Below are 22,667 nucleotides of genomic sequence, written 5' to 3'. Positions count from 1 at the left end.
CCTACTTCCAGAGCGCGCATTTGCTCTCCGCCCGGGTGGTGAAAACGGATTCACCCGGCAGCTTTTTGAGCAGCTTGTAGTAGTCCCAGGGCTTGACCGATTCCGAAGGCTTTTTCACCTCCATCAGATACATGTCGTGCACGTAGCGGCCGTCGGCGCGCAGCTGGCCCGTGCCGAAGAAGTCGTTCATCTTCATGCTGCGCCATGCGGCCATGACCTTGTCCGCGTCCACGGTTTTGGCGGCATCCACGGCCCGCAGGTAGTTCATGGTCGCGGAGTAGTCGGCGGCCTGGACGGAGGTCGGCATGCGCCGGGCCTTCTCGAAGAAGCGTGCGGAGAACTTGCGCGTTTCATCGTTCAGGTCCCAGTACCAGCTGGTGGTGAACTGCAGGCCCTCGGTGTTGCGCAGGCCCAGGCTGTGCACGTCGCTGATGAAGATCAGCAGGCCGGCGAGCTTCATGCTTTTGCCGATGCCAAATTCCTTCGCTGCCTTGATGGCGTTCACGGTGTCTCCCCCGGCGTTCGCCAGACCGAGAATCTGCGCCTTGGAGTTTTGCGCCTGCAGCAGGAAGGACGAAAAATCCGACGCGTTGAGCGGATGGCGCACCGCGCCGACCACGCTGCCGCCCTTGGCTTTGATGACCGTGCTGGTGTCGGCTTCCAGGGCATGGCCGAAGGCGTAGTCGGCCGTCAGAAAGTACCAGCTCTTGCCGCCCGCATCGACGATCGCCGAACCCGTTCCCTTGGCCAGCGCCACGGTGTCGTAGGCGTAGTGCACGGTGTAGGGCGTGCACTGCTCATTCGTCAGCGCCGAGGTGGCAGCGCCATTGTTGATGTACACGCGCTTCTTTTCCGCCGCCACCTTGGCGGACGCCAGGGCCGTGCCGGAGTTGGTTCCACCGAACAGCATGGTCAGGCCCTGGGTGTCGATCCACTCGCGCGCCTTGGACGCGGCGATGTCGGCCTTGTTCTGGTGGTCGGCAGCGATCAGCTCGATGGGCATTCCCAGCACCTTGCCGCCAAAGTCGTCGATCGCCATCTGTATCGCGAGCGCACCGTTCTTGCCTTCCAGGTCGGCGTACAGGCCGGACATGTCGGTGATGAAGCCGATCCGGACCTTTTCCTGCGCCTGCGCCTGTGTGAGGGCCGCAATTCCCAGCAGCACCGCGGTCAGCGCCCTGCGTTGGTTCTTCATGAAATCTCTCCTGTGGGTCTGGTGAAAGGAATGGGGGAGGGCGTGCGCGCGGGCGTCAAACGCCCAGCAGCTCGGTGAGCACGGGCATCTTCTCTTCGAGCGCGCAGGCGGCGAAATTCTCCACGATGCGGCCGTGCTCCATCACGTAGAAGCGGTCGGCCAGCGGCGCGGCAAAGCGGAAGTTCTGCTCGACCATGACCACCGTGTAGCCCTTGGCGCGCAGCACGGTAATCATGCGCGCCAGGGCCTGGACGATGACCGGCGCGAGGCCCTCGGAGATCTCGTCGAGCAGCAGCAGCCCGGCGCCCGTGCGCAGAATGCGCGCCACGGCGAGCATCTGCTGCTCGCCGCCCGAGAGGCGCGTTCCCTGGCTGCTGCGGCGCTGCGCGAGGTGCGGGAACATGGCGTAGATCTCCGGCAGCGGCATTCCCGGGCGGTCCGTCCTGAGCACCGGGGGCAGGAGCAGGTTCTCCTCGCACGACAGGCTGGAAAAGATGCCGCGCTCCTCCGGGCAGTAGCCCACGCCCAGATGCGCGATGCGGTGCGTGGGCATGGCCACCGTCTCCACGCCGCCGATCCGGATCGCGCCCCGGCGCGCGCCAGTCAGCCCCATGATCGCGCGCAGCGTGGTGCTGCGGCCCGCGCCGTTGCGGCCCAGCAGCGTGACCACCTCACCGGGCTGCACGGTGATGTCCACGCCGTGCAGCACGTGCGACTCGCCGTACCAGGCATGCAGGCCGTGGATTTCGAGCGCGGGGGGCGCTGCGGCGGTGGCGGCCACGTCAATCATCCCGTGTGCTGCGCGCCACCTGCGATGCAGGAAGCGGGTGGGTCCGCAAGTGAAGCGGCAGGGACGGGGGCAGGGGCATCTCAATGCGCTCCCTGCAGCTGGCCATCAGTCGTTCCCATATAGGCCTGCATGACCTGCGGGTCGCTGGACACCTCGGCGTAAGTCCCCTCGGCGAGCACGGCGCCACGTTGCAGCACGGTGATGCGGTCGGCGATGCGCGCGATCACCTGCATGTTGTGCTCGACCATCAAAATGGTGCGCCCCGCGGACACCTTCCGGATGAGTTGCGTGACGCGGTCCACGTCCTCATGGCCCATGCCCTGCGTGGGCTCGTCGAGCAGCATCAGCGCGGGTTCCATGGCCAGCGTGGTGGCGATCTCGAGCGCGCGCTTGCGGCCATACGGCAGGTTCACGGTCGGTTCATCGGCCAGTTCCTCCAGCCCCACCTCGGCCAACAACTGCATCGCGCGCGCGTCCAGCTGGCGCAGGCTGCGCTCGCTGCGCCAGAAGTGAAAAGACGTGCCGAGCCTGCGCTGCAGGCCCAGGCGCACGTTCTCCAACAGGCTCAGGTGCGGGAAGACAGCGGAAATCTGGAACGAGCGGATTACGCCGCGGCGCGCGATCTGCGCCGGCCGCTCGTGCGTGATGTCCTGCCCATTGAAGCGGATGACCCCCGAACTCGGCTCCAGGAACTTGGTCAGCAGGTTGAAGCAGGTGGTCTTGCCGGCCCCGTTGGGGCCGATCAGCGCATGGATCGTGCCCCGGCGGACCGCCAGGTTCACACCGCTCACGGCGCTGAAGCCCTTGAACTCCTTGGTCAGGTCGAAGGTTTCAAGAATGACGTCGCTCATTGTGCCGGGGCCGTTTGCGCTGGGTGCCGAAAGCCTTGCGGCCATTGCGTGGGGGATCGATCATGCGGCATCGTATGCTCCCCTGGCCTGCTACAGATACTGGGGCTAATGCCTATTCATTACTTTGGGGCCGCGCCGCCCCATTCGCCTTGCGCGCGCCGGAGCCAGGTGAGGAGGCCACAGCGCCCAATGAAATCCCTGTTCCTGCTACGCATCCGGGTCCAATTTTTCCCGGGAAATAAGCGCCAACCCGGATTTCTTCATGTCCTCGACGACATCCTCCGGCGTTCCATTGAGTGCATCGCTTGTTGCGTCGTATTTCATGGTCACATACTGGTCACTGGCATCTTTGAAAATCATCAATTCCGATTGCATCGTCTGCTCTGGTGGTGCAGTCCGGGAATGCATCCCGAACAATTCCCAGTGACCATTGCGGCGCAGCATTTTCTGCACGGAGAGCGCGTGGGCATCCTGTGTCCCGGTGAAAATTCTTTGCGCTTCGCTGTCCAACTGCCCGAGCGCCCGGGCGTCCCTGCTATCGCACAGCAGCAGGCTGTCGCGCCGTGGCACGGCGGCCACGATGGCGTCGCCCAAGCTGGCTTGCATAGGCTCCCAAAAGGAATCGGACAACAGCAGCGTGGCCTCCAGTTCACCGCCCGTGCGTATCGCCACGCAGCCGTGCTGGTCAACATGCTGCGTCGTCGGCGGCATCCGCCGTGCCAGATTTTGCAAAGCCAGCGCAGGCATCTCGGACACGGCAATACCGGCCTGTGCCAACTGGTCCGGTGTGGCCATGATGAATTGTTCCGGCAAGTCGAATGCGTAGATCACCAGCAATTCTCCGCACAGCGGTGTGCTGGCCGGGTGCTGCCGTTCGGGAACGCCGTACTCTTTCAGTTCCTTGAGAAAATCCACATGCTTGATGCGCGGTATCAGTTTCTCGCGCTGCAGCATCCGCGTTAGCGGATCTGTTTCGGTCATTTTTTTGAAGCGATTGAATAGGGCGTTGAGCATGGAATTTCTCGTGCGGATGGATGATGGGATACGTTGCCTGGCGACGTCATCGGAAATGGGGAGAGTCGTGCAAGGCGCGGAAGCCGGGATTATTGAAGCGTTTCCTTGACCGCCGCCGGCAGGGGCAGGGGCATGACGGCGATTCCTTCCTCGCGCAACTGTAGCGCCTCGTCGGGCGTGGCCTGGCCGCGGATCGCGCGTTCCTGCACTTCGCCATGGTGCATGCGCCGGGCTTCCTGCGCGAAGCGCGGCCCCACGTCCTCGGTATTTGCCACGATCTTGCGTGCCAGTTCCAGCCAAGTGGCCTGCAGAGCCGGTGGCAGTACGCCGACGCCGGCGTCGCGGGCCGGCGCCAGCGGCGGAGGCGGCGCGGATGCCACCGGCTCCTGTGCCCCGAGGTTCAGCCGCGGCGCGCTCAGGCGCTTTTCAACGTGCCCGTCGGCGCACAGGGGGCATTGCACGAGTCCGCGCTGCTTCTGGCTCTGGAAATCGTCTTCGGACGCGAACCAGCCCTCAAAGACATGGCCCTGCCGGCATTGGAGGTCAAGCACCTTCATGGCGTGCATCGTACAGGTGCGGGCTCAGCCATGGCGGCGCAGCAGGTAGCGGTAGACGAAGCCGGGGAACGCGAAGGTGAGAAACAGCGCCCCGGTGACGGCGTAGAACTCCCAGCCCTGCGGTGCAATTTGCCCGGCGCGGCGCTCCAAAAGGCGCGCCAGACCACCGACCGCAAAGTACAGCAGCACGAGTTCGGCGAGCCGCGCGGCCAGCGGCTTTTCGGGCGTGGCAACGGACCCCACGAGCAACCAGCGCTGGTTGACGAAGGGCAGGTTGGCGGCGATGCAGGCGGCCACGATGATGAGCCAGACGGAACCGGTCAGAGACACAGACATGGGGGGGAGTGCAATCAATGGGGCGGAATACCGAAGCGGTCCAGCGGCTGGTCGATGGCCCAGTCTGCGCTGCCGTCACGGGCGGCGAAGGGGCTCGCGTCCCGACCGTACTGCTGGTCATCGTCTCACGGACCGTGCCTTGGCCATGTTCCCAATCTGCCATCGGCAAACCGGAACTGCTGCACGGGGGGATGGGAAGCCATGGGCCAAGTCATCGTGGATTATGGCTTCTTGCCGTTCGTGCGGATGCGTCCGGTGCTGCCGCACGCTCAGGGTGTTTGATCAGGCGGCGATTACGGTCCGCGCGGCTCAGCCCATGCTGGCCCGGCGGATCGCGCTTGTGCCAAGCGCTCAATCCTCCACCGCCAGCCCCACCGGCTGCGCCGCCAACTGCGCGCGCTGCAGCCAATCCAGCACCGAATCCACCGTGACCGTCTCGATGCGGTCGGAGAACCGCTTCTCCCCCGGGTGATCGTCGAACGCGATGTTCGCCGAGCCAAGGCGCCCGCCCAGGCGCGTGAGCGCGCCGATCTTGAGCACACTGGGCGCGTAGCCCTTGCGCTGCAACCAAGCCTGCGCCTGCGCGCGCGTGTGCACCGCGGCGGGGTCCATCGCCATGGCCAGCGTCTCCAGCGCCCACTGGTTGGACTGCTGGTACTTGACCCCCCACACGTAGCTGACCGTGCTGTAGGGCAGGTGCTGCAGCGCCCGGATGCGCTCGTCGTGCAGCAGCACGGACAGCAGGCGCTGCTGCACCTCGGCCGTGGGAACGGCGTACACGGCCACGTAGCGCCACAGGTCGTCCAGAAAGAACTCGCCCAGCCCCTGGCGGTACAGATAGCCCTCGGCCGTGCCGCATTCGTTGAGCTTGTGCGCCACGCGCCAGCTGCCCTCGGGCGTCCTGTAGGCCCAGCCAAAGTGCGAGTAGCGCAGACCGTACTTGCCCAAATCCTGCCCCGCACGGCCAAGCAGCACGACCTGCGCGCCGGACCGGGTGTTCTCGGCGTCCAGCGCGGCGGCGGTCTGCTGGGCCAGCTTCATGCCGCGCTCGATGACCTGCAGCGTGGGCTTGCGCGCCTCGCAGGAACGGCCCGCATGCGCCTGGGTGGCCAGCGCGGCGGCCAGGAGAAGGGTCATGCCCCAACTGCGCAGTGCGCCGGACCGGACGCGCGCGCGAATCGTCTGCACTGCCAGCATGGCCTCGCTCCTCACAAACGTTCGTTGTACAACAGCGCACGGGCGATGGCGTCGGGCACGAAGGCAATGGCCTCCCCCGTCGCCGACAGCACCACGCCCGTGGCGATCACGCTGCAATGGAGCACCGTGCCCACGGCATGGGCCGACGCGCCCACCCCCCGGCCCACGACCTGCACGCTGACCTGGGCCGCATCGGACACGCGCTCGAGCAGATACACCGTGCCGGTGGCCGAGGCCTGCACCGCCTTGACCGTGAGCTGCGCACCGTTCACCGACAGGGCCACCGGCAAGGCCCCCACCGCACCCGCCGCGCTGGACGCCATCTCGGCCGTACCAACGACCGAGGCCAGGGGCAGCATGGACAGCGCGGCAGACACCTCGCTCTGCGCCCGCGCGGGCAGGGTCGCCACGGCGCATAGCAGGCAGGCTGCGAGCGCATGGCGGGTGAGGGGGCCATGCAGAATTTGGGAGGTATTTTCCATGGTTTATTTGGTCCAATTCATTTCAACTTTCTTCCCATCGGGGGTGATCATCCAACCACGCTCAATGACTTCTCCATTCTCTCTCTGCGGTTCCCTGAAATCCCCGCCGGGCATTACATAACGATAAGTTCGTCCGCCTATGGCGTTGTACCACTCTTCCACATCCCAGCCAACCAGCACGGCATGATCCGCCAAGCGGATCTTGAGACGCAACAATGAACTGCCATTTTTACGGATAAAGTCCAAAACCTCATCGGGAATCCGCGAGGCAACCTGGACGGTGTAGTCTCCAAGAATGCTTCCGCCCTCATAGCCAGCAGTAGTCTCACGCAATCCATTGCGATTTTTCCGGGGTTCTGCATCATCCGTTCTCCATGTCACATGCAATGTTCTGGGAATGGACATGGCGTCGGGATAGGTTGAATGGCGACCACCTCCTTCACCAAGAGATAATGCAGCACGCCACACCCTGTCATTTTGATCAAGCATCGTGACGTTGTTCTTATCTTCACCTACCGCACTGATATACAATGCTCCCCCACGAATTCCTCGATATTTATGGGTTAGCATTTTTTCTTCAGGCGTCAAGTTGGATACGTTCCATGGGCGTGCTTCCGAATTCAAAAGAATATAGCAACCACCCACAAAAAAAGCCAGCAACAGGATCAACAGCAATTGACGTCGATAATATAGCAGTGCAGTGAGTTTTCTAAAGATATTGGTCTTTTTCATAATTATTTTATCACCAGATTTCCAAGATTATAACCATTTTTTGACAACCAATTCCAGTAGCTCTCCATATTTACAGTGCCCGTCTCATCGGCTGTATACAGATATTTTATTTCTGGAAGCAAAGGGACAGATGGCTCCAAGTCTATACGAGGAAGCAGATCGCGAGGTGTATAACTTATAAAGTTGTGCTTTTTGATTTCAGCATAAGTCAGTCCTGTATTTTTCATATTAAGCTGTTTCACCTTGTGGCCATCGGTGTAGCGCACATCCCGATCCTCAAGGCGGCCAATGGCTTCACCCAAGGCTATATTTTTACTTTTGTCATGCAATACGGGATTGGGTGGCATATCGATCGATTTTTTGCTCATCTCGACTCCGGCGCTTCTCGCCTGCTCAACCATCCATGCCAATGCCACTTTGGACAAGGAATTTTCCTTGAAACCACCACCAATGTCCGAGTGTGAACCGATAAATCCCTGTTCAATTCGGGTTTTGTCTTTTGGCATTGCCGTACCCATGATGGATTCCAATGGGAATGCACCCCAGTCCCTTTTCCCATCACGGTGCTCATTCAAGGCCACCGCGTGGGCGACATAGGAAAATTGTGCAGGGATGGTTAATCGGTAGTTTTGATGTGACGAAAAATTGGTACTCAACACCGTATCCCACAAACCCATAAAACGGAAGTTGACCTTTCTGCAGACTTCCTCTTTCGTCTTCTTGTTTTTATAACGATACCAACCTTTCGAATCCGTTTTTGCCGCAATCCTGTTAGCAAAATCACGTGCCTGTGCAGCGCCCCGACTAAATCCGATGATATCTACCTGCATGGTCTCATCTTCTTTCGTGTTTTTGGCTTCTGTATTGAAATATTCAATCATGCGCTCAATTCTCTCTGGCCCTGTACAATTTAACCCTTTGTCTTGGGTGGTAGACAGAACTAAAGGAACAAAACATGTTTTTGGCTCGATGGGACGCGTGGGATCGCTCATGTCGATCGTTCCGACTCCACTGATATAGCGGATTTCTCCATTTGATTTTTCGTAGTAATCTTGAAAAAGAACCACATTGGTCATGCTATCCCCTGACTTGTCAAGCTCAGACACATTCGTACTATTCCCCGTCCCATCAAACGCAAACAGCACCAACCCATCCGGATCAATGTATTTGAGCGGGTTGTAGCGCACATAGCTATAGGGATTGGGTCCATCGGGCGTGCCCAGGGGGTCGGGGGTCAGGTACTGACCGCGTTCGGGGTCGTAGTAGCGTTGGCCGTTGTAGTACAGCCCGGTTTCGCTGTCGGCGTATTGGCCTGGCAGGCGCAGGTTGAGCCTGAAGTCCGTTTGCGCTGCTTGTGCATCCATCCGCACCGTGCGGATATTTGCCTGCCCAAAGGGCGCGTAGCTGGCCTGCCATGCCAGTTGCCCTTGCGCGTCGGTTGCGGCTTCAATGGCCCCGAGGTGGTTGGCGTGCAGCCATGCGATTTTTTCTGCTTGGTCAAACCAGCCTTGCACGATGATTTTCAGGTCGGCCAGCACGCCGCGGGGGGCGTCGGCCAGTGGGCGGCCTGCGGGGGTGTCGATGATGGCTATGGGTCTGTTGGCCAGGTAGATGTATTGGCGCGTGATCCGACCCTGTGCGTCGAGTTCGGCGCTGAGTTGGCGGTCCTCGTACAGGTAGGCTGTGTTGCTGCTGGCTGTAGTTTTGCTGATGCGCTCGCCCCGGTGGTTGTAGTGGTAGCGGGCCAGGCTTGTGCCTTGTTCGCGCACCTCGGTCAGTTTGCCCAGCGCGTCCCATTGGTATTCGCGTTGCCCAATTTGTGTGGGCTGGCCGTTGGCGTCGTAGCGCGCGAGCACGGCGGTCGCCCCTTGCGGCTGTTCTTCGCTCCAGCGGTGGCTTTGTGCGGGGTAGCGGGTTTGCTGCGTGGCTTTTTCCAGTTCGTCCTGCGTTTCTACGCCCTGCTGGCTCAGCACGCGCCGCTCGTCGGGGTCGTAGTGGTAGCGGTTGACTTGTGCCCTCTGCCCTTGTGCTTGCACTCCGGCGACCAGGCGGTTGCGTGCGTCGTAGGCGTAGCTGCTGCGCGCGGATTCTCCCGCGCGGTCCTCGCGGTGCAGCAGGTTGCCGCGCGTATCCCACAGGTAGCGTTGGTCCATGAGCGCCTGCGGGTCCGCTGCCAATCCCAGCGCGCCGGGCAGGGCTTCGGTGTCGGTCTCGTGGTCCGTGGGCTTGGTCGGCGCGGACTGGGCGTGTGCGCTGCGGACTCCCAGCAGCAGTTGGCTGGTCTGGCCCAGCAGTTCTGCCGCGGCCGCGCGCCGCGCCGTTTGCATTGGCTGCGTCCGGCGGTACACGACGCGCGCCAGTACGCCTTCTTGGCTGCGCTGGTAGTGCGCTTCGATTCCGTTGCCCGTGCGTAGCTGGCTCAATCCCACCAGATCGCGTTTGAGGTCTTGCACGATGGTTTGCGGCGGGCTGAGCCATTGCAGCCAGCGGGTCTGGATGCGGCTGCGCTGCAGGGCGACGATCTGGCCCTGCGGGTCGCGCTGATAGATCAGGCGGCTGCCGTCGGGCAGGCTGGTGCTGAGCACCTTGCCTTGTTCGTCGTAGGTGTAGCGCGTCAGGCTGTTTCGGGTGCTGCCGTCGGCCTGGTGCCGGATGGTGCGCCGCTCGGTTCGCAGGCCCTGCGCGTCGTGCTGGTAGTGCTCGCTTTGCGTGGGGTGTTCGAGCGCAGTGAGCTGGCTGCCTGTGTAGTGCCAGGTGGTTGTGGTGGTTTTCTTCGGGTCGGCCGCGTTGCTGATGTCTTGGCGCAGGATGCGTCCTGCTGGGTCGTACGCGTAGTGCGCCTGGTTGCCGGCGGCGTCGCGGTTGGCTATCAGGCGGTCTGCTGCGTCGTATTCCCAAATGCTGGCTCCTGCGTCGGGGTTGCTGGTGCGCACGGTGCGGCCAAAATCGTCGCGCATGGGCTGTGCGCCCTGTCCGCCGGCTATGCCGGGTTGGGGCGGCAACAGCCGGCTGCGGCCTGCGCCGTCGGTCAGGTCCTGTACCTGTCCCTGGGCGTCGTAGCCAATGTGCAGCGCTGCTCCGGTGTTGTCCCAGGTCGCCAGCAGTTGTCCTTGTGCGTCGTAGCGGTAGTGCTGTTGTTGCGCCATGCCCGCGCTGTAGCGGCCGGTCTCGAGCAGCCGGCTTTCGCTGTCGTAGCGGTTGTGCACGATCACGCCGTGGGCGTTGGCCTGCCATTGCAAACGCCCCTGCGCGTCCACGCTCAGGCGGGTCTGGGGGCGGTAGGCTTCTTCGGCCTTGCTGCTGGCGTCCAGGCTGCCTTGCCCGGTTTCGCTGAGCTGGCCCAGTGCGTCGTAGCGGTAGCTTTGTTCCTGGGGTCGGCTTCTGCCCGGGCCCGTGCTGCGGGTGCTGATGAGTTGGGTGGCGCTGTTGTAGCGGAATCGGGTTTGCCCGTTTTGTTCGTTGCTCACCTGGGTGATCAGGCCCGTGCGCGGGTCGTGTTCGATCTGGCTGCGCCGTCCGCCGGGCTGCTCGATGCGGGTGATGAAGCTGCCACCCCGGTCCCATTCCAGGCGCGTGACGTCGCTGTCCTGCGGGGTTTTCGGGGGGCCGTCTATTTCTACCAGCACGCTCTTGCCGCCGACCATGGCGTAGCGGTAGTGCGTCGTGCGGTTGATCGGCGTGGCCTGCTCCGCGTTGGCAATGGGTCGCCCCTGGGTGTCGAGCGGGCTGAATCCGCTTTCGGTCACCTCGGTCGGCTGGCCTGCGGCGTTGTAGCGGATGCGCGTTTGCTGTTCCCTTCCGGGCACCACGCTGGGCCGTGCGATCAGTTCGGGCGCGTATTGCGCGCTTGCGTAGCCGTAGCGCAGCTGCCATTGCGCGGGCTGCGCGCGCCCCTTCGCGTAGGCCACGGTGCTGATTTTTACCGGGCGGCCGTAGGTGTCGAGCTCGGTGCGCTTGCCGCTGACCGGTTGGCCTTGCGGGTCCAGTTGGGTCACTTCGGTTATCCGGCCCATGGCGTCGTATTGGTAGCGCTCGTTGCTCGGTCCGCAGCTGGCGCAGCCTGCGCCGCGCACCTCCAGCAAACGCCATTGCATGGCAATGATTCCGTGCCGGTAGGTGGTTTTTTGTCCCTGGCTATTCGTCAGCACGGTTTGTCTGGGCGTGCGGGTGTCCAGGCAGGCTGGCCGCTGGCAAATGGTGGGGGAGTACGCTGGGCTGGTGAGGGATATTTTTCATGGCTTATCTAGTCCAATCCATCTCAACCTTCTTTCCATCGGGCATGATCATCCAACCACGCTCAACGACTTCGCCATTATCTCTCTGCGGTTCCCTGAAATCCCCGCCGGGCATTACATAGCGATAAGTTCGTCCACCTATCGCGTTGTACCACTCTTCCACATCCCAGCCAACCAATACACCATGATCCGCCAAGCGGATCTTGAGACGCAACAACGAACTGCCATTTTTACGGATAAAGTCCAAGACATCATCGGGAATCCTTGATGCAACTTGGACGGTGTAGTCTCCAAGGATGGTTCCACCTTCAAAACCAGAGGTAACCTCACGCACCCCATTGCGATTTTTCCGGGGTTCTGCATCATCAGTTCTCCATGTCACGTGCAATGTTCTGGGAATGGACATGGCATCGGGATAGGCGGAATAGCTATCACCGCCTTCACCCATAGAAAATTCAGAGTGCCACACCCAACCATTTTGATCAAGCATCGTGACATTATTTTTATCTTCACCTACCGCACTGATGTACAAGACCCCTCCACGAATCCCTCGATATTTATGGATCAGCATTTTTTCTTCAGGCGTCAAATTGGACACGTTCCATGGGCGTGCTTCCGGATTCAGAAAAATATAGACTCCACTCACAAAAAAAATCAACAACAGAATCGACGGCAATTGACGTCGACAATATATTAGCGTGGCGCGTCTGCTCAAGATATTGGTATTCTTCATAATTATTTGATCACCAGATTTCCAAGCTTGTACCCATTTTTTGACAACCAATCCCGGTAGCTTCCCATATTTACAGTACCTGTCTCATCGGTTGTATACAGATACTTTGTTTCCGGAGGCAAAGGGAGAGACGGATCCATATCTATACGAGGAACCAAATCGCGGGGTGTGTAGCTTATAAGGTTGTGCTTTTTTATTTCTGCATAAGTCAGTCCTGTACCAGTCATCTTAAGCTGCTTCACCTTGCGACCATCGGTATAGCGTACATCCCGATCCTCAAGGCGGCCAGTGGCTTCACCCAAGGCTATATTGGTACTTTTGTCATGCAATACGGGATTGGGTGGCATATCGATCGATTTTTTGCTCATCTCGACTCCAGCGCTTCTGGCTTGCTCAACCATCCATGCCAATGCTACTTTGGACAAGGAGTTATCCTTGTAACCACCACCAATGTCTGAGTTAGGACTTACGCAGACCAAATCCAGCTAGCGCGCAACTCGGACTTTTGTAGTCAGTTCAGACGAAGGCCATGAGCACGCTTGGTTGGGCCAACTCCTGTCTCATATAAGCCGATAGCATCCCCTTTTTGAGATTGTAAATATTCGTTTTCAACTTTTTAGCCAGTGTAGACATATAATTCCATGCCAATATCACACAGCCAATATGATTGCGTTGTGCCTTGGCCGATCTGCATTGGCACTTCTCAATTCCGAGCGTCTGTTTCACTTCGCGATGATACTGCTCAATCTTCCAACGTATGCCACATATCGCTTTTGCATTGTCGGTCGATGCCTGATCAAGATCATTGGTCACAATCCATTCCGTGCGATTCGTTGTAATCGCAACCCGAAATAACTTGACCTTCGTTGCACCTGGAAAACCATGAATCTTGATCAGTTTGCCATGTGCTGCTTCCTGTTGATTCCACTGCAATTTGCTCACGGCCTGATAGGGTTGCTTTCCACCGCTGTCGTCCACCTTGCGGTTGCTCTTGAGTGGGCAGTAAAATATCTTACCCTCGCGGTGCACGTGCAGCATCAGATCCTTGGTGGCGTACCAAGAATCCATCAGCACCACACGGAACGGCAGTTTTTTGATGTTCAGCGCGTCGTCGAACATTTCCTTCATATGGGTGAGCTTGGACTTGGCATCAATGTCCGGCTCATAGACGCGCCAATCTATGATCCAGTAGCGCTTGGTTTGTGGGTCCACGTACAAACAATTGACGATACCGATTCCCTTGATCAGGCGATGCTCGTTACCGCTATATTGCAAGCGCACCAACTCCATCTTGTGCGAATGGTTCTTGTCCGAAACGCTGTCGTCAAACACGAGAAAGCCATCGGGAGAAGTTTCAATCACACCTTTGGCCTGCTTCCAGACATCACCCGGCGTTACATCGTCATTCTGCAAATAGCGATTGATGGCGTCATGCGAAAAATGCTGATGATGATCGGCAAACCAAGTTTGCGTGTAATTCGTCTGCGACGAAATGAGAAATTGACAGTAATCACGGCGTGTTGGCTTCATGTTCATGAAGTGTGGAGTTGAAACCATGCAATTATACATCACAAAACATTACAAAAAACTATTTTCTCGATTATTTATTTTGGTTTGCGTAAGTCCTATGAGTGTGAGCCAATAAATCCCTGTTCAATTCGGGTTTTATCTTTTGGTATCTCGGTGCCCATGATGGACTCCAATGGAAATTCACCCCATGAACTTTTCCCATTCGCCATCGGTCGGTATGGTGAATTGGGATCACCACGATGCTCATTCAATGCCACCGCGTGGGCGACATAGGAAAATTGTGCAGGGATGGCTAATTGATAGTTTTGATGTGATGAAAAATTGGTACTCAACACCGTATCCCACAAACCCATAAAACGGAAGTTGACCTTTCTGCAGACTTCCTCTTTCGTCTTCTTGTTTTTATAACGATACCAACCTTTAGAATCCGTTTTTTCCGCAATCCTGTTAGCAAAATCACGTGCCTGTGCAGCGCCCCGACTAAATCCGATGATATCTACCTGCATGGTCTCATCTTCTTTCGTGTTTTTGGCTTCTGTATTGAAATATTCAATCATGCGCTCAATTCTCTCTGGCCCTGTACAATTTAACCCCTTGTCTTGGGTGGTAGGAATAACTAAAGGAACAAGACATGTTTTTGGCTCGATGGGACGCGTGGGATCGCTCATGTCTGTCGTTCCGACTCCACTGATATAGTGTTTTCTTCCATTTGATTTTTCGTAGTATCTTTGGAAAGAAACCACATTTGTCATAGTATCCCCTGACTTGCTGAGCTCAGACACATTTGTACTATTCCCCGTCCCATCAAACGCAAACAGCACCAACCCATCTGGATCAATGTATTTAAGCGGGTTGTAGCGCACATAGCTATAGGGATTGGGTCCATCGGGCGTGCCCAGGGGGTCGGGGGTCAGGTATTGACCGCGTTCGGGGTCGTAGTAGCGCTGGCCGTTGTAGTACAGCCCGGTTTCGCTGTCGGCGTATTGGCCTGGCAGGCGCAGGTTGAGCGTGAAGTCCGTTTGCGCTGCTTGTGCATCCAGCCGCACTGTGCGGATGCTTGCTTGCCCAAAGGGCGCGTAGCTGGCCTGCCATACCAATTGCCCTTGTGCGTCGGTCGCCGCTTCAATGGCCCCGAGGTGGTTCGCGTGCAGCCATGCGATTTTTTCTGCTTGGTCAAACCAGCTTTGCACGATGATTTTCAGGTCGGCCAGCACGCCGCGGGGGACGTCGGCCAGTGGGCGGCCTGCGGGGGTGTCGATGATGGCTATGGGTCTATTGGCCAAGTAGATGTATTGGCGCGTGATCCGGTCCTGTGCGTCGAGTTCGGCGCTGAGTTGGCGGTCCTCGTACAGGTAGGCTGTGTTGCCGCTGGCTGTAGTTTTGCTGATGCGCTCGCCCCGGTGGTTGTAGTGGTAGCGGGCCAGGCTTGTGCCTTTTTCGCGCACTTCTGTCAGTTTGCCCAGTGCGTCCCATTGGTATTCGCGTTGCCCGATCTGTGTGGGCTGGCCGTTGGCGTCGTAGCGTGCGAGCACGGCGGTCGTCCCTTGCGCTTGTTCTTCGCTCCAGCGGTGGCTTTGCGCGGGGTAACGGGTTTGCTGCGTGGCTTTTTGCAGTTCGTCCTGTGTTTCTACGCCCTGCTGGCTCAGCACGCGCCGCTCGTTGGGGTCGTAGTGGTAGCGGTTGACTTGTGCCCTCTCTCCTTGTGCCTGCACTCCGGCGACCAGGCGGTTGCGTGCGTCGTAGGCGTAGCTGCTGCGCGCGGATTCTCCCGCGCGGTCCTCGCGGTGCAGCAGGTTGCCGCGCGTATCCCACAGGTAGCGTTGGTCCATTAGCGCCTGCGGGTCCGCTGCCAAGCCCAGTGCGCCGGGCAGGGTGTTGTCGGATTCTGGGTTCCCGGGCTTGGCCTGTGCCTGGGCGTGTGCGCTGCGGACTCCCAGCAGCAGTTGGCTGGTCTGGCCCAGCAGTTCTGCCGCTGCCGCGCGCCGCGCCGTTCGCGTTGGCTGCGTCCGGCGGTACACGACGCGCGCCAGTACGCCTTCTTGGCTGCGCTGGTAGTGCGCTTCGATTCCGTTGCCTGTGCGCAGTTGGCTCAATCCCACCAGATCGCGTTTGAGGTCTTGCACGATGGTTTGCGGCGGGCTGAGCCATTGCAGCCAGCGGGTCTGGATGCGGCTGCGCTGCAGGGCGACGATTTGGCCCTGCGGGTCGCGCTGATAGATCAGGCGGCTGCCGTCGGGCAGGCTGGTGCTGAGCACGTTGCCTTGTTCGTCGTAGGTGTAGCGCGTCAGGCTGTTTCGGGTGCTGCCGTCGGCCTGGTGCCGGATGGTGCGCCGCTCGGTTCGCAGGCCCTGTGGGTCGTGCTGGTAGTGCTCGCTTTGCGTGGGGTGTTCGAGGGCAGTGAGTTGGTTGCCTGTGTAGTGCCAGGTGGTCGTGGTGGTTTTTTTCGGGTCGGCTGTGTCGCTGATGTCTTGGCGCAGGATGCGTCCTGCTGGGTCGTACGCGTAGTGCGCCTGGTTGCCGGCGGCGTCGCGGTTGGCTATCAGGCGGTCTGCTGCGTCGTATTCCCGGATGCTGGCTCCTGCGTCGGGGTTGCTGGTGCGCACGGTGCGGCCAAAATCGTCGCGCATGGGCTGTGCGCCCGCTGTGCCGGGTTGGGGCAGTAGTCGGCTGCGGCCTGCGCCGTCGGTCAGGTCCTGTATCTGTCCCCGGGCGTCGTAGCCAATGTGCAGCACCGCTCCGGTGTTGTCCCAGGTGGTCAACAGTTGGCCTTGTGCGTCGTAGCGGTAGTGCTGTTGTTGCGCCATGCCCGCGCTGTAGCGGCCGGTTTCGAGCAGCCGGCTTTCGCTGTCGTAGCGGTTGTGCACGATCACGCCGTGGGCGTTCGCCTGCCATTGCAAACGCCCCTGCGCGTCCACGCTCAGGCGGGTCTGGGGGCGGTAGGCTTCTTCGGCCTTGCTGCTGGCGTCCAGGCTGCCTTGTCCGGTTTCGCTGAGCTGGCCCAGCGCATCGTAGCGGTAGCTTTGTTCCTGGGGCCGGCTTCTGCCTGGGCCCGTGCTGCGGGTGCTGATGAGTTGGGTGGCGCTGTTGTAGCGAAACCGGGTTTGTCCGTTTTGTTCGTTGCTCACCTGGGTGATCAGGCCCGTGCGCGGGTCGTGTTCGATCTGGCTGCGCCGTCCGCCGGGCTGCTCGATGCGGGTGATGAAGCTGCCACCCCGGTCCCATTCCAGGCGCGTGACGTCGCTGTCCTGCGGGGTTTTCAGGGGGCCGTCTATTTCTACCAGCACGCTCTTGCCGCCGATCATGGCGTAGCGGTAGTGCGTCGTGCGGCTGATGGGCGTGGCCTGCTCCGCGTTGGCAATGGGTCGCCCCTGGGTGTCGAGCGGGCTGAATCCGCTTTCGGTCACCTCGGTTGGCTGGCCTGCGGCGTTGTAGCGGATGCGCGTTTGCTGTTCCCTTCCGGGCACCACGCTGGGCCGTGCGATCAGTTCCGGTGCGTATTGCGCGCTTGCATAGCCGTAGCGCAGCTGCCATTGCGCGGGCTGCGCGCGCCCCTTCGTGTAGGTCACGGTGCTGATTTTTACCGGGCGGCCGTAGACGTCGAGCTCGGTGCGCTTGCCGCTGACCGGTTGGCCTTGCGGGTCCAGTTGGGTCACTTCGGTCATCCGGCCCATGGCGTCGTATTGGTAGCGCTCGTTGCTCGGTCCGCAGCTGGCGCAGCCTGCGCCGCGCACCTCCAGCAGGCGCCATTGCATGGCAATGATTCCGTGCCGGTAGGTGGTTTTTTGTCCCTGGCTATTCGTCAGCACGGTTTGTCTGGGCGTGCGGGTGTCGAGCGTGACCTTCTCGGTGTCGCTGTCGGGTGCGCCGCGCACGCTGCTGATCGCCAGCGCGTTGGCGTCGTAGCCATAGCTGGCGATGCGTTCGTTCATCGGCCGGCCGTCGCTGCCTTGGCCGCTGACGCTAATGCCCGTGAGCAGGGTCGGGAAGCGCGCGTCTTCGTAGTGGTAGTGCCGGGTGATTCCCTTGCCCTGTTCTGCGGGGTGGCGCACCTGCACCAGGTTCGCGCTCGCCAGTTCCTGCTGCTCTCGGAATTCCTGGGCTTTGGTTTGTTCACTGCCCTGCGGCAAGGCGCTGCCATAGCGGTATTCGAAGCGGCCCGTGGGGCTGTCCATGCTTTGCACGCCGTCGTAGCGCGGCGGCGGTTTGGCGCTTGCCTGGGACGATTTCACGTAGTGTTCCAGGCGGTCCTCCCGGTAGTTCAGCCGCAGTTTGCGCCCTTGCGGGTCGGTGACTTGCTGCAAGCGGCCTTGGGCGCCGTATTGCAGTTGCACGCTTTCGCCACTGGGCAGGCTGATGCGCATGAGCCGGCCCCGGTGGTTGAAGAGCAGTTCGCGTCCGTCGGTCCAGCGCCACAGGTATTGCTGGGTCCGCGGTGCTCTGCCCGCGTTGCGGATGCTCACCACGCCGTTGTCCGGCTGCTCGCTCGCGCACTGGCTGGGGTCTTGCGCGGTTTTCTTGAAGATGATGCGTGTGCCGTCGGCCTGCACGATTTGCACGGTGTTCCCGATGTCGTACAGATCGGTTTCGTAGCTGAGCTTCCAGCCGCGCCCCAGGATTCCCGGGGGCACGTTGCTGCGGCCGTACTGGCTGTTGTAGTGGCGCACGATTTCCAGACCGAGCAGGCCGGGCAGCGCGGGCATGTCTTCCTCGCGCTGGTATTTGTTGCCGCTGATGACGTGGATCGGGTTGCCCGCGCCCTGGTTCGTGCCGCTGGTGTTGCCCTGGCTCGCGGGGCCCGGGCTGCCGCAGGTCGCACCGCCTGGCGTGGGGCTGCAGACCCCGCCGCCCGGTCCGGCGGTATCGGGCTTTTCTGTGCCGGGCATGCAGCTTTGGCGTTTCGGGTCGCAGGTCCCCGGCGTCTTGCCTCCGGGCAGACCGTCGAGCGGACCGGCCGATACGCTTTGGCCGAGCAATACCGCCCATACAAGACAGGCTGCTTGCAGCAGTTGTTTCGGGTGCATAATTTGGTGGCTCCACAGGATGGGCAATTCGCACCGACACAGTCCGTGTCTCCCCCGCCGGCACCCGGGTTGTCAGCGCCACCGGTGCCGCCACCTGGGCCCGGGTCAGCACCGTCGCCGATACCACCGCCTGCGTCCGAGTCGCCTCCGCCCGGGTCGAGCACCGTGCAACCCATGGTGATGCAGTCGGGTGCCGGGGATTTGCCACCCGGACTGCCTGGGCCGCCCGGATTGTTGGAAATCGTGCTCTCGCCCTCGACGGCGTCGCTTTGCATATGCAGCGTGACGTGCGTGACGACCGGCAGCCGGCCCTGTTCGATGAGTTGGCTGTGGAAGCTGTCGCCGCCGTTGTCAAACCACTTCAGGTAGTGCTTGTAGATGGTGCTGACCAACGGAATCTTGAGCTCGTAGCCGTGCGTCACCTTGATCTTGAGCAGGTTCGCGTCCTGCACGCTCTGGCCCGATTGGCTGCCGACGGTTCTGTCACGGTATGCCAGGCCCGCGTTGGGTATTGCGCGCGCGTTGTACTTTTGCTCCAGCCGGGGATCGCTCCAGTCGTCAAAGCTCGCGCGTGTGGGGTTGAGCAGGTCGATGCGCAGATTGCCCTGCAGGTCGGCCGCCGCCTTGGCCTTGGCCTGCGCCAGTTCCGCGCTGTTGCTGCCCCCGCCGTACAGCGGCACCAGCGCGCGCAAATAGCTTTCGCGGATGTCCGGGAGTTTGGCGTGGGCCATGCTGCCCGCGCGCGCGGCCATAAAGCTCGCGTGGTTAATCTGGTTTTTGGAGAAGAACACCAGGCCGTATTGCAGCATGGCCAGCCCCAGCAGCGTAATGATGGGGCCGACCACGGTGAACTCGATCATGGCGCTGCCGCGCTGGCGTGGTGCAGCGGATCGTGGTGTGCTGTGTTGGCGCATGGTGAATTGGCTTAGGCTGGCGGCCCGCATGGGCTGGGGTTCAGGGCTTGGCAGGGATCAAGGGGAAGTTGATGACAGGGTCGTCCATAAGCTCAAACAATTCCTTGCGAACCAGCATGACCTGAAAGACCCCCTTGGGTCCCCCACCTACAAGATGGATGAGCGCGGCTTGCTTGCCCAAGATCTCGCCTTCCAGCCCCTCGATGGTGAAATCGTGTTGGGTGCGCGGGGTATCCGGGTGCGGTGCCCCCGGGCGCAAATCCTCCCCGGGGCCATCGATCTCGATGTCGATGCGTTGTGTCTTTGAAAGGCCATGCAGCCGCGAATGCTTGAACGTCAGATCGGGCAGTTTCAGGCGCGTGTGCCTCTGCGCCTTGGGGTCGGTGTAGTCAATGCTGACCCCGCTCAGTGAGCCCGTGTGCAGATCCAATTCGGCCTCGTAGGTGAGGACTATGTTCAGAGTGTCTGTGCCGTTCTCGTTGAGGTCCTTTGCCGTACCTGACAATGAATAGTAGAGACCCACATAGGTCACTTTCCGGGTCCTGGGCGCATCGGTCTGGTCGGTGAGCAATCCGAGCTGGGCAAACCAGCCAGCACCTTTCTTTCTAATGGTGCCTTCGCCCTCGCCGAAGGAAAAGTACCAAGCCGGGTTCTGACCCATATCCTCGCTGAACGTAAAGTTAAAGCCGGCGGCGCCACCCTGTTCGCGTGTGTAGTAGAACTCTGTGTCGCGCTGGTGTTTGACATGCCCGTAACGCCTGCCATCCACAATGAAGCAGTTGCAGTTGCGTCCGGCCTGGACATGGCGCCGCGCCAAGCCGTAGGAGGGGGTGGTTAAGGCGGTGTCGGTGAGGAGACCACCGACGATGTAGCCCGAGATGTCGAAGTTGATCATCGGTGCGTCGGGCTCAGGGTCGGTTATGGCCTTGTGCAGCGCCAATTCACTGGTGGACGACGACGTGGGTTGGACGCAGTTGCCGCCCATCTCGCGCTGGAGGCACAGCACACCAGCGGGAGTAATGAAGATGTCACCGTTTATTGCATCATGACCAACGTCCACGGGGTCCACGGCGTCACCGCCCCCATTGCAGGCAGTGAGGGCCAGGCCGCAGGCCAGCAGCCAGAACAGGAAACGGGTGCGGGGCGCCGCCATGGGGCGCTCCGGGGATAAGGGTCGATGGGGCATGGGGAGCGAATCAAAAAACAAAGGGATGGGGAAACACGCTGGCGTCACCCGGTGGTGCTTGCGCGGGAACTGCTGGTAGTGGATGGGAAACTGGCGTCGTCTTGATCCTTCTTGCAACGGCCGTATGCCGTGGTGGGTAGTGGCAGGGGGTCCGGTGGTGTGCGGGCTGTTTCATGACCCTCATGGCCCTCACGACCCGGCCTGACAAACCGGGCGCTGCAGACGCCATGCCCCGTGCCTGCATCCACCGGCCAGGGCCGCAACTGCATGCCGGGCTCCAGGCCCTGGCTGGCTATTGCGCCTGCGGGCATCTCCAGCACATGGGCGGCGCCCGGTCCGCCCCAGCTGCAGCGCCAGGGGGCCAGTGCCGGTACCTGGCGCGTGATGCGGCCCTGGGTGTCGAGGTAGACGACGTCCAGCGCGTAGCGCATGAAGCAGCTGTGCACGCTGGTGCAGCGCGCAATCAGCAATGCGCTGCTGTCGCCAGCCGCCGTGCCGCGCGGGTCGCTGCGGCCCATCAAACCGATGAAGCGCTCCCAGAAGCCCCGGGCTTGGCGAATCTGCAGTGCGTGCGGCTGGCCCGTCATCACAGCCCCGTGTTCATGAATTTCATCGCGATCGGGAACAGCAGCACGATGAAGGTGCAGGGGAAGATAAATGCGATCAGCGGAAAGAGCATCTTCACGGGGGCTTCCATCGCCAGCTTCTCGGCGCGCAGAAAGCGCTCCGAGCGCCGCTGGTCGGCTTGCGCGCGCAGCACCGGCCCGAGGCTCATGCCCATGCGCTCGGCCTGGATCACGGCCATGATGAAGTTCGTCACGCTGGGCTCGTTCAGGCGCTCGCCCATGTCGCGCAGCGCTTCGGCCCGCCCCTTGCCTGCGCGCAGGTCGCGCAGCACGCGCTGGAACTCTTCGCGCACCAGGCTTGGTGGGCCCTTGGCCACGGCCTGCGTGATCGCGCCCTGCATGTTCAGCCCGGCCTCGACGCACAGCGTGATGATGTCCAGGAAGAAGGGCATCATGCGCAGCAGTTCGCGTCGGCGCAGTGCGATGCGGTCCCGGATCCAGATCGCGGGGTATAGCCAGCCGAGCAACGCGCCGATGGCCATGGCCTGCGCGTAGACGCCGCGGGGAATGTGCCGGGGCTCGGTGTTCGCGCTCGCGCCGATGGGCACTCCGTCGAAGCTGGAGACGATCCACCAGACCACCAGCAGCGCCACCAGCGCGCTGATGACGCGGCTGGCGATGAACTGCGCGGGGCTCATGGTGTAGTCCAACCCTGCCTGGCGCAGCTTGAGCCGCAGGGCCTGCACGGCCTTGCCGTCACCGAGCTGTGGCGCCAGCAGGTAGCTGATCCATTGGATGGGCCACCAGAGCAGGCGAAAGGCCAGAGGCGGCGAGTCCTTGTAGCGGCGGTCCTCGGACGGGACGCTGGCCATCGAGCGGCTGAGCAACCAGGCCACGAGGCCGGCACTGAGTCCCGCGGACACGGCGATCAGGGCGAGGATCAGGGTGTTCGGTTCCATGGGACTAAACGTCGATGGCGACGATCTTGCGGATGATGTACACGCCCATGAGCGCCACCAGCGCGCTGATGACGCGGCTGGCGATGAACTGCGCGGGGCTCATGGTGTAGTCCAGCCCCGCCTGGCGCAGCTTGAGCCGCAGGGCCTGCACGGCCTTGCCGTCGCCGAGCTGCGGTGCCAGCAGGTAGCTGATCCATTGGATGGGCCACCAGAGCAGGCGAAAGGCCAGGGGCGGCGAGTCCTTGTAGCGGCGGTCCTCGGACGGGACGCTGGCCATCGAGCGGCTGAGCAACCAGGCCACGAGGCCGGCACTGAGTCCGGCGGACACGGCGATCAGGGCGAGGATCAGGGTGTTCGGTTCCATGGGGC

General features: G+C 61.2%; 18 protein-coding genes. All 18 read right to left on the bottom strand.

The genetic code is table 11. The features are described 5' to 3' along the window. Position 1 precedes the first annotated feature (1 nt). A complete protein-coding gene (locus D5041_RS17080; protein ID WP_265285302.1) occupies positions 2-1,195 on the bottom strand; it encodes an ABC transporter substrate-binding protein in 1,194 nt (397 codons plus the stop codon). A gap of 55 nt (positions 1,196-1,250) precedes the next feature. Next, entirely contained in the window at positions 1,251-1,985 is a 735-nt protein-coding gene (locus D5041_RS17075; protein ID WP_265280845.1) for an ABC transporter ATP-binding protein, read from the bottom strand. Positions 1,986-2,065: 80 nt separating this feature from the next. After that, on the bottom strand, positions 2,066-2,836 hold the full coding sequence (locus D5041_RS17070) for an ABC transporter ATP-binding protein (protein ID WP_265280844.1): 771 nt from the start codon (positions 2,834-2,836) through the stop codon (positions 2,066-2,068). 207 nt (positions 2,837-3,043) lie between these two features. After that, positions 3,044-3,850, bottom strand: coding sequence for a DUF1444 domain-containing protein (locus D5041_RS17065; RefSeq protein ID WP_265285301.1), 807 nt, complete (start codon positions 3,848-3,850; stop codon positions 3,044-3,046). Between the two features lie 89 nt (positions 3,851-3,939). Further along, complete coding sequence (locus tag D5041_RS17060; protein WP_265280842.1) at positions 3,940-4,407, bottom strand: DUF1178 family protein; 468 nt, start codon at positions 4,405-4,407, stop codon at positions 3,940-3,942. A gap of 24 nt (positions 4,408-4,431) precedes the next feature. Next, positions 4,432-4,737 (bottom strand): DUF2818 family protein, encoded by a 306-nt coding sequence (locus D5041_RS17055; protein ID WP_010099652.1) that lies wholly within the window; start codon positions 4,735-4,737, stop codon positions 4,432-4,434. Positions 4,738-5,094: 357 nt separating this feature from the next. Further along, a complete protein-coding gene (locus D5041_RS17050) occupies positions 5,095-5,880 on the bottom strand; it encodes a DUF2145 domain-containing protein (RefSeq protein WP_265285300.1) in 786 nt (261 codons plus the stop codon). Between the two features lie 71 nt (positions 5,881-5,951). Next, positions 5,952-6,422 (bottom strand): hypothetical protein, encoded by a 471-nt coding sequence (locus D5041_RS17045; protein WP_265285299.1) that lies wholly within the window; start codon positions 6,420-6,422, stop codon positions 5,952-5,954. A gap of 3 nt (positions 6,423-6,425) precedes the next feature. After that, positions 6,426-7,154 carry a hypothetical protein gene (locus D5041_RS17040; RefSeq protein WP_265280838.1) on the bottom strand — a complete coding sequence of 243 codons (729 nt, stop codon included), beginning with the start codon at positions 7,152-7,154 and terminating at the stop codon, positions 6,426-6,428. Between the two features lie 2 nt (positions 7,155-7,156). Continuing rightward, on the bottom strand, positions 7,157-11,302 hold the full coding sequence (locus tag D5041_RS17035; protein WP_265285298.1) for a phospholipase effector Tle1 domain-containing protein: 4,146 nt from the start codon (positions 11,300-11,302) through the stop codon (positions 7,157-7,159). Between the two features lie 91 nt (positions 11,303-11,393). Further along, positions 11,394-12,173, bottom strand: a complete 780-nt coding sequence (locus D5041_RS17030; protein ID WP_265285297.1) for a hypothetical protein — start codon at positions 12,171-12,173, stop codon at positions 11,394-11,396. Then, complete coding sequence (locus tag D5041_RS17025; protein ID WP_265285296.1) at positions 12,125-12,547, bottom strand: hypothetical protein; 423 nt, start codon at positions 12,545-12,547, stop codon at positions 12,125-12,127. The genes D5041_RS17030 and D5041_RS17025 overlap by 49 nt, the downstream gene beginning before the upstream one ends. 91 nt (positions 12,548-12,638) lie before the next feature. After that, positions 12,639-13,652: an IS701 family transposase gene (locus D5041_RS17020; RefSeq protein ID WP_265257526.1), complete on the bottom strand. Its 1,014-nt coding sequence runs from the start codon at positions 13,650-13,652 to the stop codon at positions 12,639-12,641. Positions 13,653-13,747: 95 nt separating this feature from the next. After that, on the bottom strand, positions 13,748-18,673 hold the full coding sequence (locus tag D5041_RS17015; RefSeq protein WP_265285295.1) for an RHS repeat-associated core domain-containing protein: 4,926 nt from the start codon (positions 18,671-18,673) through the stop codon (positions 13,748-13,750). Positions 18,674-19,627: 954 nt separating this feature from the next. Then, positions 19,628-20,740, bottom strand: coding sequence for a hypothetical protein (locus D5041_RS17010; protein WP_265285294.1), 1,113 nt, complete (start codon positions 20,738-20,740; stop codon positions 19,628-19,630). Between the two features lie 77 nt (positions 20,741-20,817). Beyond that, a complete protein-coding gene (locus D5041_RS17005) occupies positions 20,818-21,360 on the bottom strand; it encodes a DUF192 domain-containing protein (RefSeq protein ID WP_265285293.1) in 543 nt (180 codons plus the stop codon). Next, positions 21,360-22,298 carry a type II secretion system F family protein gene (locus tag D5041_RS17000; protein ID WP_265285292.1) on the bottom strand — a complete coding sequence of 313 codons (939 nt, stop codon included), beginning with the start codon at positions 22,296-22,298 and terminating at the stop codon, positions 21,360-21,362. Before D5041_RS17000 ends, D5041_RS17005 begins: the two co-directional genes overlap by 1 nt. A 4-nt stretch (positions 22,299-22,302) precedes the next feature. Then, positions 22,303-22,662 (bottom strand): hypothetical protein, encoded by a 360-nt coding sequence (locus tag D5041_RS16995; RefSeq protein ID WP_265285291.1) that lies wholly within the window; start codon positions 22,660-22,662, stop codon positions 22,303-22,305. Between the last annotated feature and the right edge of the window lie 5 nt (positions 22,663-22,667).

Origin of the sequence: Verminephrobacter aporrectodeae subsp. tuberculatae, assembly GCF_026127385.1 — a bacterium.
Classification (GTDB): domain Bacteria; phylum Pseudomonadota; class Gammaproteobacteria; order Burkholderiales; family Burkholderiaceae_C; genus Acidovorax; species Acidovorax aporrectodeae.
This window is presented reverse-complemented; position numbering and strand designations above follow the sequence as displayed.

Excerpts from the sequence above, each read along its gene's own strand:
- D5041_RS17070 (WP_265280844.1), bottom strand. The coding sequence starts at position 2,836 with ATGAGCGACGTCATTCTTGAAACCTTCGACCTGACCAAGGAGTTCAAG.
- D5041_RS17000 (WP_265285292.1), bottom strand. The coding sequence starts at position 22,298 with ATGGAACCGAACACCCTGATCCTCGCCCTGATCGCCGTGTCCGCGGGA.
- D5041_RS17040 (WP_265280838.1), bottom strand. The coding sequence starts at position 7,154 with ATGAAAAAGACCAATATCTTTAGAAAACTCACTGCACTGCTATATTAT.
- D5041_RS17060 (WP_265280842.1), bottom strand. The coding sequence starts at position 4,407 with ATGAAGGTGCTTGACCTCCAATGCCGGCAGGGCCATGTCTTTGAGGGC.
- D5041_RS17005 (WP_265285293.1), bottom strand. The coding sequence starts at position 21,360 with ATGACGGGCCAGCCGCACGCACTGCAGATTCGCCAAGCCCGGGGCTTC.
- D5041_RS17020 (WP_265257526.1), bottom strand. The coding sequence starts at position 13,652 with ATGAAGCCAACACGCCGTGATTACTGTCAATTTCTCATTTCGTCGCAG.
- D5041_RS17065 (WP_265285301.1), bottom strand. The coding sequence starts at position 3,850 with ATGCTCAACGCCCTATTCAATCGCTTCAAAAAAATGACCGAAACAGAT.
- D5041_RS17045 (WP_265285299.1), bottom strand. The coding sequence starts at position 6,422 with ATGGAAAATACCTCCCAAATTCTGCATGGCCCCCTCACCCGCCATGCG.
- D5041_RS17050 (WP_265285300.1), bottom strand. The coding sequence starts at position 5,880 with ATGACCCTTCTCCTGGCCGCCGCGCTGGCCACCCAGGCGCATGCGGGC.
- D5041_RS17075 (WP_265280845.1), bottom strand. The coding sequence starts at position 1,985 with ATGATTGACGTGGCCGCCACCGCCGCAGCGCCCCCCGCGCTCGAAATC.
- D5041_RS16995 (WP_265285291.1), bottom strand. The coding sequence starts at position 22,662 with ATGGAACCGAACACCCTGATCCTCGCCCTGATCGCCGTGTCCGCCGGA.
- D5041_RS17015 (WP_265285295.1), bottom strand. The coding sequence starts at position 18,673 with ATGCACCCGAAACAACTGCTGCAAGCAGCCTGTCTTGTATGGGCGGTA.
- D5041_RS17010 (WP_265285294.1), bottom strand. The coding sequence starts at position 20,740 with ATGGCGGCGCCCCGCACCCGTTTCCTGTTCTGGCTGCTGGCCTGCGGC.
- D5041_RS17080 (WP_265285302.1), bottom strand. The coding sequence starts at position 1,195 with ATGAAGAACCAACGCAGGGCGCTGACCGCGGTGCTGCTGGGAATTGCG.